The organism is Flexivirga oryzae (assembly GCF_014190805.1).
Taxonomy (GTDB): domain Bacteria; phylum Actinomycetota; class Actinomycetes; order Actinomycetales; family Dermatophilaceae; genus Flexivirga; species Flexivirga oryzae.
This window is the reverse complement of the sequence record NZ_JACHVQ010000001.1, coordinates 2385385-2399986: the sequence shown is the minus strand read 5'-3', so window position 1 is coordinate 2399986 and position 14602 is coordinate 2385385. Positions and strand designations below refer to the sequence as shown.

The window sequence follows — 14602 nt, the reverse complement described above, 5'->3', positions numbered from 1 at the left end:
GCCCGTGCGCCACCTGGCGTATGCCGCGGCACTCGTCGCGTGCCTGGCGGTGACCGTGCCGCTGGTGCCCGCGTTCGGGCTGCAACGGGTCCGGCGGGTCCGGGTGCTGGCGGTCGCGATCTGCTGTGCCGCAGCACCCTTCGTGGTGTGGGACGTGTGCGCGACGCGAGCCGGTCAGTGGCACTTCGACGTCGGACAGGTCCTCGGCGTGCGGCTGCTGGGCCTGCCCGTGGAGGAGTGGGCGTTCTTCGTCGTCATACCCTTCGCCGCGATTGCCTGCTACGAGGCGGTCGGTGCCCTGCTGGGGCGGCGCGGACGATGAGTTACACCCTGCTGTCGGCCGTCGCCGTCGTCGTGGCGCTGCTGCTCGACCTGGTCGTCGTCCGCACCCGTGTCGTGCTCACCCGGCAGTGGTGGATCTCGTACGCGATCTGCTTCGTCGGGCAGCTCGCGGTCAACGGCTGGCTGACCGGCCGCCGCATCGTGACGTATGACGACGCGGCCATTCTCGGCGGCAATCACGAGCAGTTCGTGGGGGACTGGCGTTTCTGCTACGCGCCCGTGGAGGATGTCGGGTTCGGGTTCGCGCTGGTGCTGCTCACGATCGTCTCGTGGCGGTGGTGGTGCGCGCGGGATGGCGGGCACTCAGCGAGCGGGTGACGACGAACGCGCGGTGCCGGGTCGGTACGACGGTCCGGCCGCGGCAGACCTCGAAGTCGGCCCGCTCGATCGTGTCGAGGATCGCGCTGTAGAGACCGAACGCCGCACGCAGGCACGGCCGGACGACCGGGTCGACCTCGAGAAGACCCGGCTCGGCGGCGGCATACAACCCGCGAGCACGGTCGACCTCCTGCGCGATCACGCGGCGGAGCGCGGCACTGCTCGTGCCGGTGGCGACACAGCTGCCCAGCTCGTCGACGGTCAGACCGCAGGCGCGGAAATCCTCCAGCGGCAGGTAGATCCGGCCGCGTTGCCAATCCTCGGCAACGTCCCGGATGAAGTTGGTCAACTGGAACGCCTCACCGAGCGCCGCCGCGAAGCGCAGGCTCGACGCGTCGCCGCCGAGGATCGGCGCCGTCATCTTCCCGATCGCTGCGGCGCTGCCGCTCATGTAGGCGCGCAGGTCCTGCCACCGGTCGTAGCGGGTCGTGGTCAGGTCGCTTCGCATGGACGCGAAGAACTGCTCGAAAAGCGTTGTGGGTATGTCGAACTCGCGCACCGTGTGCTGCAGTGCCAGCAGCACGGGGTCGGCGGGCCGGACCGACTTCGACACCGCATCGAGCACCTGGATCTCCCACTGCCGCAAGGTGATCGACGGATCGGTGCCGAACTGCGGGTGGTCGACCAGATCGTCGCTGTGACGCGCCACGGCATACAGGGCCCACACGTGCGGGCGGCGGGCCGGCGGCAGCAGGCTGGTCGCCCGGTAGAACGATCTGCCGTGCCGGGCGTTGATCTCGCGGCACCTGCGGTAGGCCGCCCGAAGCTCAGCCATGCTGCGACAGCACCCGGTCCGCCGCGAGGCGACCGCTGATCAGGACCATCGGCACGCCGATGCCCGGTGTGGTGCCCGACCCGGCGAGGGCGAGCCGCGGACCGAGCCGGTTCGGCTGGCGGAACGGTCCGCTCTGCCGGAACGTGTGCGCCGCGGAGAACGGTGTGCCCCAGGGAAGCCCGCGCGCCGTCCAGTCCGCGGGCGTCAGCAGGTGTTCGCCCACCAGGTCGTCGACGGCATAACCGGCCGTGCTGAGCCGCCGGAGCATGTGGTCGCGGTACGGGGCACGCAGCGCAGCCCAGTCGAGTGCGGCGCCGGGTCCGTGCTGCGCCGGTGTCGGGAAGAGCGCGTAGAGCACGTCGCCGCCCGCCGGCGCCAGGGACGGGTCGGTCCGGGTGGGCACGGACACCAGGAAGCTGGGGTCGCGCATCGGGCGGCCCGCGGTGAGGTCGTCCAGCGCTCCCTGCAGGGACCGGCCGAAGTGCACGTGATGGTGCCCGGTGCCGGCGAGTCCGGACGGCACGCCCGCGGCCAGCAGGACACAACTCGGCGACGGCGTCGACACCGGTCGTGCCGCCGTCGGGTCGGCGAGAAGCGTTGCAGCGCAGGATGGTTCGCAGGTGAGCACGACCGCGTCGACGTGCATGCTGCGGGATGTGGTCGACACGTCGTAACCGCCGTGAGCCGGTCGGACCGCCGTCACCCGTTCGCCCAGGCGCAGCTCGACGCCGTGCTGCTGTGCCACCCGGACCAGGGCGCGCACGATCGCGTGCATGCCGCCCAGTGGGTAGCGGACGCCGTGCACCAGGTCCATGGCGCTGACGACGGCGAACATCCCTCGCGCTCGATCGGGTGGCACCCCGACATACAACGACTGGAAGCTGAACGCCTGCCGGAGGCGCTCGTCGCGGAAGTGCGAGCCGATCAGCCGGTCGAGGCGGCCGAAGCCGCGCAGCGCGGCCAACCGCCCGAGCGACGGCCGGACCAGTGAGGGGACACCGTCGAGGTTGCGGTCGATGAAGTGCGGCATCTCGACGTCGTACATCCGCTGCACCCGGCGCACGAACCGGTCGTAGCCGGCCGCCTCCCGCTCGCCCGCGAAGTCGGCGACGGCCCGGTGCATGCGGTCCGGGTCGGTGTGCATCGGCAGGACCTCGCCGCCCGGGAAGTGCGCGACGTACGCAGGATCGAGATCGACCAGCGTCAGCCGGTCCGCCATCGACTCGCCGACCGCCGCGAACACCGACTCCAGCAGGTGGGTCTCGGTGAGCACCGTCGGACCGAGCTCCAGCCGGTATCCGTCGGCGGCCACGTCCGGGCAGCGCCCGCCGGCGGCGTCCTCGGCCTCGAGGAGCGTCACGTCGACACCCGCGCCGCACAGGTGCAGGGCCGCGGACAGTCCCGCCAGCCCGGCACCGACGACGACCGCGGTCCGGGGCCCGCCGGGCCCCGGGGTCACGACGAGCGGGCCGTGGAGACGTCGATGAGTTCGAGCAGTGCGGCCCGGCCGTGGTCGGTGAGCCCCGCCCCGTCCAGTGCCCGGCGGGCGGCGTCGGCCTGCGCGGTGATGAGCTTCTCGGTCTGGTCGACCGCGCCCGAGCGCACGCACTGCTCGCGCAGCCAGGCGAGGTCGGCGGCGGACAGGTCCGCGGTGCCGAACACCGCCCGGAAGCGGCGCAGGTCCGCCGGGTCCATGCCCTCCAGGGTGAAGGCGATCAGGACCGTCCGCTTGCCCTCCCGCAGATCGTCGCCGGCCGGCTTGCCGGTCCGTTCGGGGTCACCGAACACGCCGAGCAGGTCGTCACGCAACTGGAACGCCTCGCCGAGCGCGAGGCCGTAGTCGGACAGGGCGGCCAGCGTCCCGTGGTCGGCCCCGGCGCAGGACGCCCCGATCAGCAAGGGGTGCTCGATGGTGTATTTCGCGCTCTTGTAGCGGATCACCCGGCGCGCCCGGGCGACGCGTTCCTCGGTGGGCAGGTCGTCCCACGTCTGACCGGCCTCCACGACGTCGAGGTACTGCCCGCCCATCAACTGGGTGCGCATGGTGTCCAGCACCCGGCGGCCGCGCACGAGTTCCTCGCTCGCCAGCCCGCTCGTGGAGTAGATCTCGTCGGTCCAGTTCAGGCAGAGGTCGCCGGCGAGGATGGCGCCGGCCACCCCGAAGCGGTCGGCGTCACCGGCCAGGCCGCGCTCGCGGTGGACGGCCGCCAGCCGGCGATGCGCTGACGGCATACCCCTGCGGACGTCGGAGTCGTCCATCACGTCGTCGTGCAGCAGCGCCGCCGCCTGGAAGACCTCGAGCGACATCGCCGCCCGCACCAACGCGTCCGAGTCGGGACCGCCGGCGGCCCGGTAACCCCAGTAGAAGAAGCCGGCGCGCAGCCGTTTGCCGCCCTTGAGCAGAGCGAACACCGCGTCGAGCAGATCGGTCATCTCCGGACCGAGCGGCGCGAGGATGGCCTCCTGGGTGCGGCGCTCCTGGTCGAGTGCGTGCTGGATCCGGGAGCGCAGGTCCTCAAGGTCCGCGGTGGGCACGACGGTTGTCCCTTCCACTGGTGATCGCGCGAGCGCAGTCGATGTACCGGATGGTGATCGCATCGAGCGTAGTCGGCGTACCGGTCCGTAAGCTGAGTGGCATGACGACGCGCCCCATCCCGGAGCTGCTGGCGGAGGAAGGCCCGTCCTTCAGCTTCGAGTTCATGCCGCCGCGAAGCGAGCGCGCGGAGGCCGTGCTCTGGAACTCCGTGCGGCGATTGGAGCAGTTGCACCCGACCTTCGTGTCGGTGACGTACGGCGCGGGCGGTTCGACGCGCGACCGCACGGTGCGCATCACCGGGCGGATCGAGCAGGAGACGACCCTGCGCACCATGGCGCACCTGACCTGCGTCGGCTCGTCGGTGTCGGAGCTGCGCCGGGTCGTGGGGGAGTATGCCGCCGTCGGCATCCGCAACGTCCTGGCCCTGCGCGGCGACCCGCCCGGTGGCCCGTCGTCGGTGTGGGAGGCGCACCCGGAGGGCCTCGACCACGCGGACCAGCTGGTGGCGCTCGTGCGATCGCTCGGCGACTTCACGGTGGGCGTGGCGGCGTTCCCGGACAAGCACCCGGAGTCCACCTCCCTCGAGCAGGACGCCGACAGCCTGGTGCGCAAGGCGGAGGCGGGTGCGGCGTTCGCGATCACCCAGATGATCACCGACGTGGACGCCTATCTGCGGTTGCGGGACCTGCTGGACCGGCGCGGCTGCACCATGCCCGTGATCCCGGGGTTGCTGCCGGTCACCGCGCCGGGGCAGCTGCAACGGCTCACCGAGCTCAACGGGCAGCCGCTGGCGCAGGACGTGGTCCGGCGCATCGCGGACGCCGGTGACGACCCCGTGGCTGTGCGCCGGGAGGGCATCGCCATCTGCACCGAGCACTCGCAGCGGCTGCTGCGGGAGGGTGCTCCCGGACTGCACTTCATGACGATGAACAAGTCGACGGCGACCCTGGAGGTCTTCGCCAACCTCCGGCAGGTGAGCCTGGTCTGACCGGCGCGGCGTTGTCGGTGGAGACCGGTAACCTCGAGGAACGAATCGAACACAGTTTCGATCTTCTGTCACTCGAGGAGGACCGCATGTCAGCTCACCCCGTCTCGCCCGCGCCGGTCGCGGCCACCGTGCTCGACCTGGTCGACCGCACGCGGATCGGCCTGCTGCAGGCCTGTCATGCCGAGACGGCCGAGGAGCGCTACCGGCTCGCGCACCTCGCCGCGCTGCGGGCCGCTGCCGCGGTCCTCGCGGCAGACGCGCGACGCACTCCCCGCTCCGGGCCACGCAACGTGTGGGCCGTGCTGCCCGGTGTCGCTCCCGAGCTCGCCGAGTGGGCGGACTTCTTCGCCGGCACCGCGCGACGGCGCGGCCAGGTGGAGACCGGTGCGCTGCTGCTGTCCACGCGGGAGGCCGACGACCTGGTCCGGCAGGTGGAGGCGTTCCTCGAGCTGGTGCTGGCGCACCTCGGGCTGCCGATGGTCGAGTCGTTCACCGCCTGTGTCGCACCGACCAACGCCGGGTGAACAGGTCGGTCCGTTCGGCACCACACCCCGAGGGAGACGTTTAAGCTGACGCGAGACAATGGGATCCGGTCGGGGGCTGGTCTCGTCCCAGGAGTGGTGTCGACCTCGGTGACGGCGGTTGTTTTGGCCGTCTGATCGGTGGGCACCTACCGTCACGTAGAGTGGCGAACTATCCTGGTATCGAGATCAGTCGGCGATCAGCTGGCGGACCGGTCGCCGCGTGGTGGCGACCGACGGACTTTGGGAGGTCAACGTGCCGCTTTCGGAGCACGAGCAGCGCCTACTCGACCAGATGGAGCAGGCGCTCAAGGTGGAGGACCCCAAGTTTGCGTCGCACATGGTCGCCCATCCGGGTCGAAGCCGCCTGCGGCGTCGTATCGCGGTCGGCGTGTGTGGCCTCGTCGTAGGCCTCGGACTCGTCATCGTCGGCATGGCGATCACGCAGATCTGGTTGGGCGTGGTGGGCTTCGTGGTGATGGTCGCCGGTGCGGCCTACGCCTTCAAACCCGCGAGCCTGCGCGACTTCGGCACGGTTCAGGACGACGGGTCGGTCAGCGCGGCACACCCGAAGCGGCAGTCACGCAACAACGGCAGCTTCATGCAGCGCCTCGAGGAGCGCTGGGACCGCCGCCGCGGCCAGGGTTGGTGAGTCCGCGCCCCGCCGCCCGCTGCGCGCGCGTCAGCTGAGCACGACCCCCACGACCCAGATCCACGAGACCAGCACGGCCGCCGCGAGCTCGATGCCGATGCTGGTGAGCACCGCCTTCACCGCTGCCTTCGTCGACGTCCAGGCCCGCCCCGAGTCACGCAGCCGCACCTGCTCCGCCGCGAAGACCCCGACCGGGAACCCGACGAACAGTCCGACATACGGGATGACGAAGAAGCCGATGGCGGCGCCCGCGACGCCGGCGAGCTTGGCGACCCCCGGCACGCCCGCCTCCTTCAGGCGCTTGTTCGGCACCAGGAACTGCACCACCCAGCCCACCGCGGCGACCGCCACGCAGCAGCCGAAGATCGTCCAGGACAGGGCGCTGCCCACGTGCCAGGCCCACAGCAGCACGCCCGCGAGGCACAGCAACAGCCCCGGCAGCACCGGGATGATCAGCCCGAGGATGCCCACCACGATCATCAGGCCGGCCAGCACCGTCACAGCGTCCACGGGGGAAACCTAGCCCAGGGATCGGCCCGGACCGACGCGAAAGGGCGGCGCGCCGCCATGGCGCGCCGCCCTTTCCGCGGTCGGTTGGGCTCGACTCAGACCTCGATCGTCGGCTCGCTGTGCAGGCGATCGGTCTCGTCGATCACTTCTTCGGCGATCTCGCGCAGCTTGTCCAGGTGCTCGCGGCCGTGGTGGGCGCAGAAGAGCAGATCCTGGCCGGAGCCGAGACGAGCGCGGATGAATGCCTGGGCGCCACAGCGGTCGCAGCGATCGGACGCGGTCAAGGTTTGGGCAACTGCTGTAGTCACGATCTTCATCCTCTCGTTGCGGGTCTTCCCGGTCACCCCGGGATTTCCGTCCTCGAAGTAGTCAACAGTCAATCACGCGAGGGGATTCCCGTCGAAACATATCCCCGGCGTGTGGCGTGCTTCACAATCTTGTGACGTTGGGACGAAGCGGCGCGGGCGGGCGTTCCTCGCGGGCCAGATAGCGCTCCGCGCTGCGCGCGGCCGGATGTATGACGATCGCGGCGGCGACCACGACCACGGCGATGACCAGCCAGCCGGAGGGGCCCCAGTCCATCGCCAGGAACGTGTAGGCGGCGGGCGCCCAGACCGTGCCCAGCGTGTACCCCAGCTGCGCGACGCCCTGGTACTCCCCGCGGCGGCGCGGATCGGACAGCTCGGCCTGTAGCCCCCACTGGCCGGCCGACTGGAACAGCTCGGTGCCGGTGACAGTCACGTGGCCCAGCCAGACCAGGGCGATCGTGAGCCAGCCGGCCGTGTCGTGGGTGACGGCGACGATCGCGCAGGACAGCACGAAGCACAGCGCTCCGCGTCGTTCCGCGCGCAGCGAGGTACGGGGGTCGTCGACCCCGCGGGCGGCGACGACCTGCAGGAACACCGCCATCACCGTGTTGGTGCCGAACAGCCAGGCGAGCAGGACGCGCGGCGCGTCGGTCCGCTCGACGAGCCACAGCGGGATGACGGTGTTGAGCAGCACACCGTGGGTGCCGAGCACGCCGTCGCAGATGCTGGTGAGCAGGAACCCGCGGTTGTGCAGCGCGCTGCGGCGTTTCCCGGCGCCGGGTGCCGGGGCGTCCTCCGGCGCGCCCCCCGCGTGCGGTGCGACGCGTGGCAGCCGGGTGACCCACGCGGTGTTGGCCAGCAGCACCACCGCGGTCAGCAGCGGCACCGCGCGCACCAGGGTGTCGTCGTCGGCAGCGAGCGCGAGCCCGCTGGCCAGGGCGCCGAGGGTGTAGCCCACGTTGCGCGAGGCCCGCATGTAGGCCAGCGAGCGGACGCGCGTCTCCCGGGGGAAGACGTCGAAGCGGTAGGCGTTGCGCCCGGCGCGCATCCAGGTCTGGACGAGCTGCAGCGCGATGGTGACGGCGACATACCCGGCGAAGTCGCCGATGAGCAGCCAGCCGGCGAAGAGCAGTGCCTCGCAGAAGGCGCCGATGATCCAGGTGCGGCGGGTCCCGACCAGGTCGGCGAGTTTGCCCAGCGGCACGGCGACCAGGAAGGTCGCGATCCCGGCGATGGTCAGGCCGAGGCCGACCTGCGCCGCGCTGAGTCCGACGATCTGGGTGAAGAACACGGCCGAGCCGGTGAGGAAGGCGCCCTCCCCGAAGGCGGACAGCACCGACTGGTAGGACATCGCCCGGATCAGCGGATCGTCGGACAGGATGCGGCGCAGCAGTGCTTTCACGGTTCCCCTCGGCCGAAGTATCTTGACATCGAGATATCTAACGCGTGTCCACCCGGTCGCGTCAACCGAATATGCGACGCCCGGTCGCGGGGCGTTGTCGTCCGGGATCCGTGCGCCTGCACGGGATCGTCGGCCCCGAGCGTTAACCTGCCTCGAAGCCTTTCCGCCCGCGCGAGCGGGCGCACACCAGCCAGGAGAGAGCACCACTCGTGACCGCAAGCCCGTCCACCACGTCCAAGAGCGAATACACCGCACGCCACCTGCAGGTGCTCGAAGGCCTGGAGGCGGTCCGCAAGCGACCCGGCATGTACATCGGCTCGACCGACGGCCGCGGCCTGATGCACTGCCTCTGGGAGATCATCGACAACGCGGTGGACGAGGCGCTCGCCGGGCGCGGCAACCACGTCCTGATCACCCTCTATGCGGACGGCTCGGTCGCGATCGCCGACCAGGGCGCCGGCATACCCGTCGACATCGAGCCGCGCACCGGTCTCACCGGCGTCGAGGTCGTCTTCACCAAGCTGCACGCCGGCGGCAAGTTCGGCGGTGGGTCGTATGCCGCCTCCGGTGGCCTGCACGGCGTCGGGGCCTCCGTGGTCAACGCGGTCTCCAGCCGCCTCGACGTCGAGGTGGACCGGCACGGCAATACCTACGCGATGAGCTTCCGCCGTGGCGAGCCCGGCATCTTCGACGACCCGAAGTCCGGTCCCGGCCCGGACTCCCCGTTCGAGCCGTTCACCGCGGGCAGTGAACTGCGCATCATCGGCAAGACCAAACGCGGCGTCACCGGCACCCGGATCCGGTACTGGACCGACCACCAGATCTTCCTGAAGAACGCCAGGTTCGACTACGACCAGCTGATCTCACGGGCCCGGCAGACGTCGTTCCTGGTGCCCGGCCTGACCCTCGTGGTCCGCGACGAGCGCGGCCTGCCGGACACCCCCGGCGCCGACGGCCCGCACGAGGAGGTCTTCCTGCACGAGGGCGGCATCTCGGAGTTCACCGAGTTCCTGGCGCCCGACCCGTCGGTCACCGACGTGTGGCGCCTGGAGGGCGAGTCGACGTTCACCGAGACCGTGCCGGTGCTCGATCACCAGGGCCACATGACCCCGACCGAGGTGGAGCGCGTCTGCGGCGTCGACGTCGCGGTGCGGTGGGGCACCGGCTACGACCAGCGGATGAAGTCCTTCGTCAACGTCATCGACACCCCCCACGGCGGCACGCACGTCGCCGGTTTCGAGCAGGCGCTGCTCAAGGTCTTCCGCAAGCAGTTGGAGGCCAACGCCCGCCGGCTGAAGGTCGGCAACGACAAGGTCGAGAAGGACGACATCCTGGCCGGGTTGACCGCCGTGGTGACGGTACGGCTGGCCGAACCGCAGTTCGAGGGGCAGACCAAGGAGGTGCTGGGCACGTCGGCGGTCCGGCAGATCGTCAGCAAGGTGGTCGAGCGCGAGCTCACCGCCCGCCTGACCTCGACCAAGCGCGAGTTCAAGACGCAGTCGTCCCAGCTGCAGGAGAAGGTCGTCGCGGAGATGAAGGCGCGCATCCACGCGCGCGTCCAGAAGGAGACGCTGCGTCGCAAGAGCGCGCTCGAATCCTCCTCGCTGCCGGGCAAGTTGAAGGACTGCCGGTCCAACAACACCGACCACACCGAGCTGTTCATCGTCGAGGGGGACAGCGCCCTCGGCACCGGTATGGCGGCGCGCAACTCCGAGTTCCAGGCGCTGCTGCCGATCCGCGGCAAGATCCTCAACGTGCAGAAGGCGTCCATCGGGGACATGCTCAAGAACGCCGAGTGCGCGTCGATCATCCAGGTCGTCGGCGCCGGGTCGGGGCGCACCTTCGACCTGGAGATGGCGCGCTACGGCAAGATCATCCTGATGACCGACGCCGACGTCGACGGCGCGCACATCCGCACGCTGCTGCTGACGCTGTTCTTCCGCTACATGCGCCCGCTGGTCGACGCGGGCCGGGTCTTCGCGGCCGTGCCGCCGCTGCACCGCATCGAGACCACGGCGCAGGGGCGGGCCAAGGGCGAGGTCGTCTACACCTACTCCGAGCAGCAGATGCGGCAGGTGATGGCGCAGTTCCAGAAGAAGGGCCGCACCGTCAAGCAGCCGCAGCGCTACAAGGGACTCGGTGAGATGGACGCCCACCAGCTGGCCGAGACCACCATGGACCCGCGGCACCGGACCCTGCGCCGGGTGACGCTGAAGGACGCCGAGAACTCCGAGCGGGTCTTCGACCTGCTGATGGGCAGCGACGTGGCACCGCGCAAGGACTTCATCGTCGAGTCCGCCAAGGAGCTGGACCGCGAGCGCATCGACGCCTGACGGGTTCAGGCGGACAGGTCGAGCGGCTCGCGGTGCAGCACCAGCTTCGTCGTGCGTGCGGCATACCCGGCGGGTGCGTCCTCCCAGGGCAGCAGCGTGCTGGTGACCTGCTCTGCGGCGAACCCGGTGCGCGCCACGAAGTCGAGGAGTTCCGGTAGCCGAGGGCGCACGTTGGAGACGCCGGCGTGCAGGGTCGCGCTCGTCGCGTACATGTCCATCACCGGCACCCTGGTGCCGGTGCCGACGTAGTAGCCGGTCGCCGTGCACACCCCTCCCGGCCCGAGCGCGCGCAGCGCGTCCCGCAGACCCTGCTCGGTCGACGAGGCCTCCACCGCCACGTCGTAGGTCGTGCCGATCGCGGGCGAGACGGAGGTCCATCGACGCCGGGACACCTCCAGCACGGCGGCGCCGAGCCCTTCCGCGATGGCCAGCCGGTCGGGGTCGTCGTCGACGTAGTCGACCCGAGCAGCACCCAGTGCGACGGCGAGACCGGCGGCATACAGACCGATACTGCGCGAGCCGCCGCCGATGACCAGCACCGACGCATCCGGGGTGCCGTCCAGTGGGGGAGCGACCGAGCGCCACGCGTCGCTGAGGTTGTCGGCCGCGGCTGCGACGCGCAACGGGTCGAGGCCGTCAGGGAGTCGCACGAGCATCCGGTCGGCGAACGGCACGCGGAGCGAGTCGGTGACGACACCACCCCAGGCGCCGCACGACGGTCCGAAACCGAAGGCTGCCAACGCCTTTCCGGGGCTGAGGGCTCGAGCGGTCGAACACTTCGCGGTGATGCCGCGGCGGCACTCCCGGCAGTCGCCGCACGAGACGGACCACGGCACGACCACCGCATCGCCCACGCGGAGGTCGCGGACCTCGTCGCCGGTCGCGGTGACCTGAGCGATGCACTCGTGCCCGATGCCGAACGGCCCGTGGAAGGGGACGGCGCCGGTGATGTCGGCGATGACCGGGTCTATGAGATGCAGCTTCACACCTGCCTGCATCGGCCGGGACACCGAGTGGTGCAGGGGCAGCACGTCACCGTCGCAACGCCCTGCCACGAACGGGCGCACCAGCACGTCGGTGGGCGCCTGCAGCTGCGGATCGGCCCGCTCGCGCCACTCGAGCCGGCCGCGTGTGACGTAGGTGAGTTCGCGCGTCATGGTGGCTACCCTGGCACGCGCCGTTGGTCCGCTCCGACGGCACGGTCGCTGGTATACGCGTAGAGTTACCGGGTATGGCGACCTGGGACGACGTGCGGGCGATCGTGGCGGACCTGCCGGAAGTGGACACCAAGGTGTCGTGGGGTCATCTCATGTGGCGGGTGAAGGGCAAGGGCTTCGTCTGGGAGCGGCCACTGCACAAGAAGGACATCGCCGACCTCGGCGGGAACGCCCCCGAGGGCGAGATCCTCGGAGTGCGGGTGCCCGACGAAGGCGTGAAACAGGCCTTCATCGCTGACGATCCGAGCATCTACTTCACGATCCCGCACTTCGACGGTTACCCCGCGGTGCTCGTGCGGCTGGACGAGATCGGGGTCGACGAGCTCACCGAGGTGGTCGTCGAGGCGTGGCTCGACCGGGCGCCGAAGAAGCTCGCCGCGGCATACCTCGAGGACCACCCGATCGCGGACTGACGTCCATCGCCGAGAGGACACGTTGTGCTCGAGGGGACACGAAAAGTGCGCCCGAACGGGCACATTTGCGTGTCCTGTCGGTGTGTTTGTTGTCCTCTCGGCGGGGGGCGGTGCGGCTACCAGGTGTCGTGCTTGATCTGTCGGCCGTCGACCCAGACCCGGGCGATGTCGGCGGGGGTGCCCAGCGCGAAGATCTTCGCCAGCGCGTCGTCCGCGCTCGACGCGTGCCAGATGCCGACGCCGAGCGGTGAATCCGCTTCTGGTGCAACGAAGACGGCGTCGAACTGCTTGCCGACGCTGAGCTCACCGACCTGCTCGCGCAGGCCGAGTGCGTCGGCACCCGCCGTGGTGGCCAGGTGCAGAAGGTGGGCGGGGGTCAGGGACATGCCCTGCGCACCGAGCAGGCTCTGGATGAAGTAGGCCTGCAGGCCCTCCTTGAACATCGAGAAGCCGGTGCCGCCGCCGACGTCGGTGCCCATCGCGACGCGCACCCCGCGTTGCAGGTGCGCGGCGAGCGGGAACATGCCGCTGCCCAGCGAGGCGTTGCTGGTGGGGCAGTGCGCCACCGCCGCCCGGCTCGCGGACAGCATGTCCAGCTCGGCGTCGGTCGGGTGGACGTTGTGCGCCAGGATCGTGTGCGCTCCCAGCAGCCCGTGGTCCTGGTAGGTGCCGACGTAGCTCGTGCCGCCGAAAAGCCTTGTCACCTCGGCCACTTCGGTGACGTTCTCGTTGACGTGCGAGGTGCACCAGGCGTTGTCGATGTCCTTGTATGCCGCGCCGCACGCCTCCAGCAGATCGGAGCTGCACGAGTAGGAGAAGCGTGGCGTCACCGCGTAACGGATCCGCTCGTGCCCCTGCCACCGCGACGCCAGAGCGACCGACTCGTCATACGCCCGCTCCGGTGTGGTCAGCAGGTCCTCGCGCAGCAGCCGGTCGGAGACGACCAGCCCGCTGGTGATCCGCAGGCCGAGTTGCTCGGCCTGCGTGAAGAGCACGTCGACGGCCGACGCGAAGTGCGAGCCGAAGACCAGCGCGGAGGTGGTGCCGGCGCGGGTCAGGCCGTGCAGGAACTCGGTGGCGATGGCCTGCGCGTAGGCCGGGTCGTGCAGCTTGGCCTCCTCCGGGAGCGCGGAGTGCTCGAGCCAGTCGAGCAACGGCATGCCGAGTGCACCGATCGCGCGCACCTGCGGGAAGTGCACGTGCGTGTCGACGAAGCCGGGCAGCAGCACACCGTCGCGCAGGTCGAGGACCTCGTCGTCCGGTGCTGCGGCGCGGACCTCGGCGAACGACCCACGTGCGGTGATCCGTCCGTCGGCCACGGCGATCGCGATGTCGGATTCGGCACGCAACGCGCCGCCGCCGAAGGGGTCGACCGGTGTGTCCATGACGGTCGCGCGGTAGATGGTCATCGCTGCACCGCCGCGCTCGGGGCGACCGTGAAGCGGTGGGCCAGGTCCGCGGCGACGCTGAGCGCGATGACCGCCGGCGCCTTGCCGGGCAGGTCGGGCAGCCCGATCGGCGTGGTGATGCGCGCGAGCGCCGCCTCGTCGTGCCCCTCCTCGGCCAGCCGGCGGCGGAAGCGGGTCCACTTCGCCGACGAGCCGATCAGCCCGATCGTCGCCAGGTGCGCGCACCGCAGCGCCGCGTCGCAGATCGCGATGTCCTCGGCGTGGTCGTGGGTCATGACCAGCACATGGGTGCCGGCCGGCACCTCGCCGAGCACGACCTCGGGCACCGGTGCGACGTGCGGCACCACGGTCGCGACCGCGTCGCCCAGCACCGCGAGCCGTTCGGGGGACAGGTGGGCCGCACGCGAGTCGACCAGGTGCAGCTCGACCTCGTGCCGGGCCAGGATGCGGGCCAGCTCGAATCCGACGTGGCCGACCCCGAAGATCGCGATCGACTCGCGAACCGGCAACGGCTCCAACAGGATCCGCACCTCGCCGCCACAGCACTGCACGCCGTGCTCGGCGGGTGCCTTGTCGCTCAGTGCGACCGTCAACTCCTGCGGATGAGCAGGCGCGTCGGATGCGAGCGTCTCGCGGGCTGTCGCGACGGCGGTCTCCTCGAGGTTGCCGCCGCCGATGGTGTCGAAGACGGCGTCCGCGGTCACGACCATCTTGGCGCCCGCCTCGCGTGGTGCGTGACCGCGCACGTCCACGAGCGTCACCAGCACCGCCGCGCGGCGCTGCTGCCGGAGCAGGCCGATCGCGTCATACCAGTTCAC

The 14602-nt window shown here is 70.6% G+C and carries 16 protein-coding genes; 7 read left to right on the top strand and 9 right to left on the bottom strand.

What is annotated here, in order from left to right; genetic code table 11:
- Positions 1–4 precede the first annotated feature (4 nt).
- Both FHU39_RS11320 and FHU39_RS11315 read left to right on the top strand, forming a co-directional pair.
- Complete coding sequence (locus FHU39_RS11320) at positions 5–322, top strand: lycopene cyclase domain-containing protein (protein WP_183320426.1); 318 nt, start codon at positions 5–7, stop codon at positions 320–322.
- Positions 319–660 carry a lycopene cyclase domain-containing protein gene (locus tag FHU39_RS11315; RefSeq protein ID WP_183320425.1) on the top strand — a complete coding sequence of 114 codons (342 nt, stop codon included), beginning with the start codon at positions 319–321 and terminating at the stop codon, positions 658–660. The genes FHU39_RS11320 and FHU39_RS11315 overlap by 4 nt, the downstream gene beginning before the upstream one ends.
- On the opposite strand, the gene FHU39_RS11310 is transcribed toward FHU39_RS11315, so the two are convergent.
- From FHU39_RS11310 to FHU39_RS11300, 3 genes are read right to left on the bottom strand one after another with little or no spacing between them, the layout of a single operon-like run.
- Positions 599–1495 (bottom strand): phytoene/squalene synthase family protein, encoded by an 897-nt coding sequence (locus FHU39_RS11310; RefSeq protein WP_183320424.1) that lies wholly within the window; start codon positions 1493–1495, stop codon positions 599–601. The genes FHU39_RS11315 and FHU39_RS11310 overlap by 62 nt on opposite strands.
- The gene (locus FHU39_RS11305; protein ID WP_183320423.1) at positions 1488–2954 is read right to left on the bottom strand and encodes a phytoene desaturase family protein; all 1467 of its coding nucleotides are present in this window, start codon (positions 2952–2954) and stop codon (positions 1488–1490) included. Before FHU39_RS11305 ends, FHU39_RS11310 begins: the two co-directional genes overlap by 8 nt.
- Complete coding sequence (locus tag FHU39_RS11300; protein ID WP_343065831.1) at positions 2951–4030, bottom strand: polyprenyl synthetase family protein; 1080 nt, start codon at positions 4028–4030, stop codon at positions 2951–2953. The genes FHU39_RS11305 and FHU39_RS11300 overlap by 4 nt, the downstream gene beginning before the upstream one ends.
- A 101-nt stretch (positions 4031–4131) precedes the next feature.
- On the opposite strand from FHU39_RS11300, the gene FHU39_RS11295 reads away from it, so the two are divergent.
- The 3 genes from FHU39_RS11295 to FHU39_RS11285 all read left to right on the top strand — a co-directional run bounded on the left by FHU39_RS11295 (position 4132) and on the right by FHU39_RS11285 (position 6192).
- Positions 4132–5019 (top strand): methylenetetrahydrofolate reductase, encoded by an 888-nt coding sequence (locus FHU39_RS11295; protein ID WP_183320421.1) that lies wholly within the window; start codon positions 4132–4134, stop codon positions 5017–5019.
- Between the two features lie 86 nt (positions 5020–5105).
- Complete coding sequence (locus FHU39_RS11290; RefSeq protein ID WP_183320420.1) at positions 5106–5543, top strand: SAV_6107 family HEPN domain-containing protein; 438 nt, start codon at positions 5106–5108, stop codon at positions 5541–5543.
- A 253-nt stretch (positions 5544–5796) separates the two neighbouring features.
- Positions 5797–6192: a DUF3040 domain-containing protein gene (locus tag FHU39_RS11285; protein ID WP_183320419.1), complete on the top strand. Its 396-nt coding sequence runs from the start codon at positions 5797–5799 to the stop codon at positions 6190–6192.
- Positions 6193–6222: 30 nt separating this feature from the next.
- Here FHU39_RS11285 and FHU39_RS11280 read toward each other — a convergent pair whose 3' ends face one another.
- From FHU39_RS11280 to FHU39_RS11270, 3 genes are all read right to left on the bottom strand, one after another.
- Positions 6223–6702, bottom strand: a complete 480-nt coding sequence (locus tag FHU39_RS11280) for a DUF456 domain-containing protein (RefSeq protein ID WP_343065830.1) — start codon at positions 6700–6702, stop codon at positions 6223–6225.
- 95 nt (positions 6703–6797) lie between these two features.
- Positions 6798–7019 carry a DUF7455 domain-containing protein gene (locus FHU39_RS11275; RefSeq protein ID WP_221185475.1) on the bottom strand — a complete coding sequence of 74 codons (222 nt, stop codon included), beginning with the start codon at positions 7017–7019 and terminating at the stop codon, positions 6798–6800.
- A 112-nt stretch (positions 7020–7131) separates the two neighbouring features.
- Entirely contained in the window at positions 7132–8412 is a 1281-nt protein-coding gene (locus FHU39_RS11270) for an MFS transporter (RefSeq protein ID WP_221185238.1), read from the bottom strand.
- Between the two features lie 209 nt (positions 8413–8621).
- Here FHU39_RS11270 and FHU39_RS11265 point away from each other — a divergent pair, with 209 nt between their 5' ends.
- Entirely contained in the window at positions 8622–10745 is a 2124-nt protein-coding gene (locus FHU39_RS11265) for a DNA gyrase subunit B (protein ID WP_183320418.1), read from the top strand.
- A gap of 5 nt (positions 10746–10750) precedes the next feature.
- Here the strand turns inward: FHU39_RS11265 and FHU39_RS11260 are convergent, their stop codons facing one another.
- Positions 10751–11902, bottom strand: a complete 1152-nt coding sequence (locus tag FHU39_RS11260) for a zinc-dependent alcohol dehydrogenase (protein WP_183320417.1) — start codon at positions 11900–11902, stop codon at positions 10751–10753.
- A 74-nt stretch (positions 11903–11976) separates the two neighbouring features.
- On the opposite strand from FHU39_RS11260, the gene FHU39_RS11255 reads away from it, so the two are divergent.
- Positions 11977–12375, top strand: coding sequence for an MmcQ/YjbR family DNA-binding protein (locus tag FHU39_RS11255; protein ID WP_183320416.1), 399 nt, complete (start codon positions 11977–11979; stop codon positions 12373–12375).
- 116 nt (positions 12376–12491) lie between these two features.
- Here FHU39_RS11255 and guaD read toward each other — a convergent pair whose 3' ends face one another.
- Positions 12492–13784 carry a guanine deaminase gene (gene guaD, locus FHU39_RS11250; RefSeq protein ID WP_183320415.1) on the bottom strand — a complete coding sequence of 431 codons (1293 nt, stop codon included), beginning with the start codon at positions 13782–13784 and terminating at the stop codon, positions 12492–12494.
- The gene (gene xdhC, locus FHU39_RS11245) at positions 13781–14602 is read right to left on the bottom strand and encodes a xanthine dehydrogenase accessory protein XdhC (RefSeq protein WP_183320414.1); all 822 of its coding nucleotides are present in this window, start codon (positions 14600–14602) and stop codon (positions 13781–13783) included. Before xdhC ends, guaD begins: the two co-directional genes overlap by 4 nt.

Excerpts from the sequence above, each read along its gene's own strand:
- FHU39_RS11310 (WP_183320424.1), bottom strand. The coding sequence starts at position 1,495 with ATGGCTGAGCTTCGGGCGGCCTACCGCAGGTGCCGCGAGATCAACGCC.
- FHU39_RS11295 (WP_183320421.1), top strand. The coding sequence starts at position 4,132 with ATGACGACGCGCCCCATCCCGGAGCTGCTGGCGGAGGAAGGCCCGTCC.
- FHU39_RS11275 (WP_221185475.1), bottom strand. The coding sequence starts at position 7,019 with ATGAAGATCGTGACTACAGCAGTTGCCCAAACCTTGACCGCGTCCGAT.
- FHU39_RS11255 (WP_183320416.1), top strand. The coding sequence starts at position 11,977 with ATGGCGACCTGGGACGACGTGCGGGCGATCGTGGCGGACCTGCCGGAA.
- FHU39_RS11260 (WP_183320417.1), bottom strand. The coding sequence starts at position 11,902 with ATGACGCGCGAACTCACCTACGTCACACGCGGCCGGCTCGAGTGGCGC.
- guaD (WP_183320415.1), bottom strand. The coding sequence starts at position 13,784 with ATGACCATCTACCGCGCGACCGTCATGGACACACCGGTCGACCCCTTC.
- FHU39_RS11290 (WP_183320420.1), top strand. The coding sequence starts at position 5,106 with ATGTCAGCTCACCCCGTCTCGCCCGCGCCGGTCGCGGCCACCGTGCTC.
- FHU39_RS11315 (WP_183320425.1), top strand. The coding sequence starts at position 319 with ATGAGTTACACCCTGCTGTCGGCCGTCGCCGTCGTCGTGGCGCTGCTG.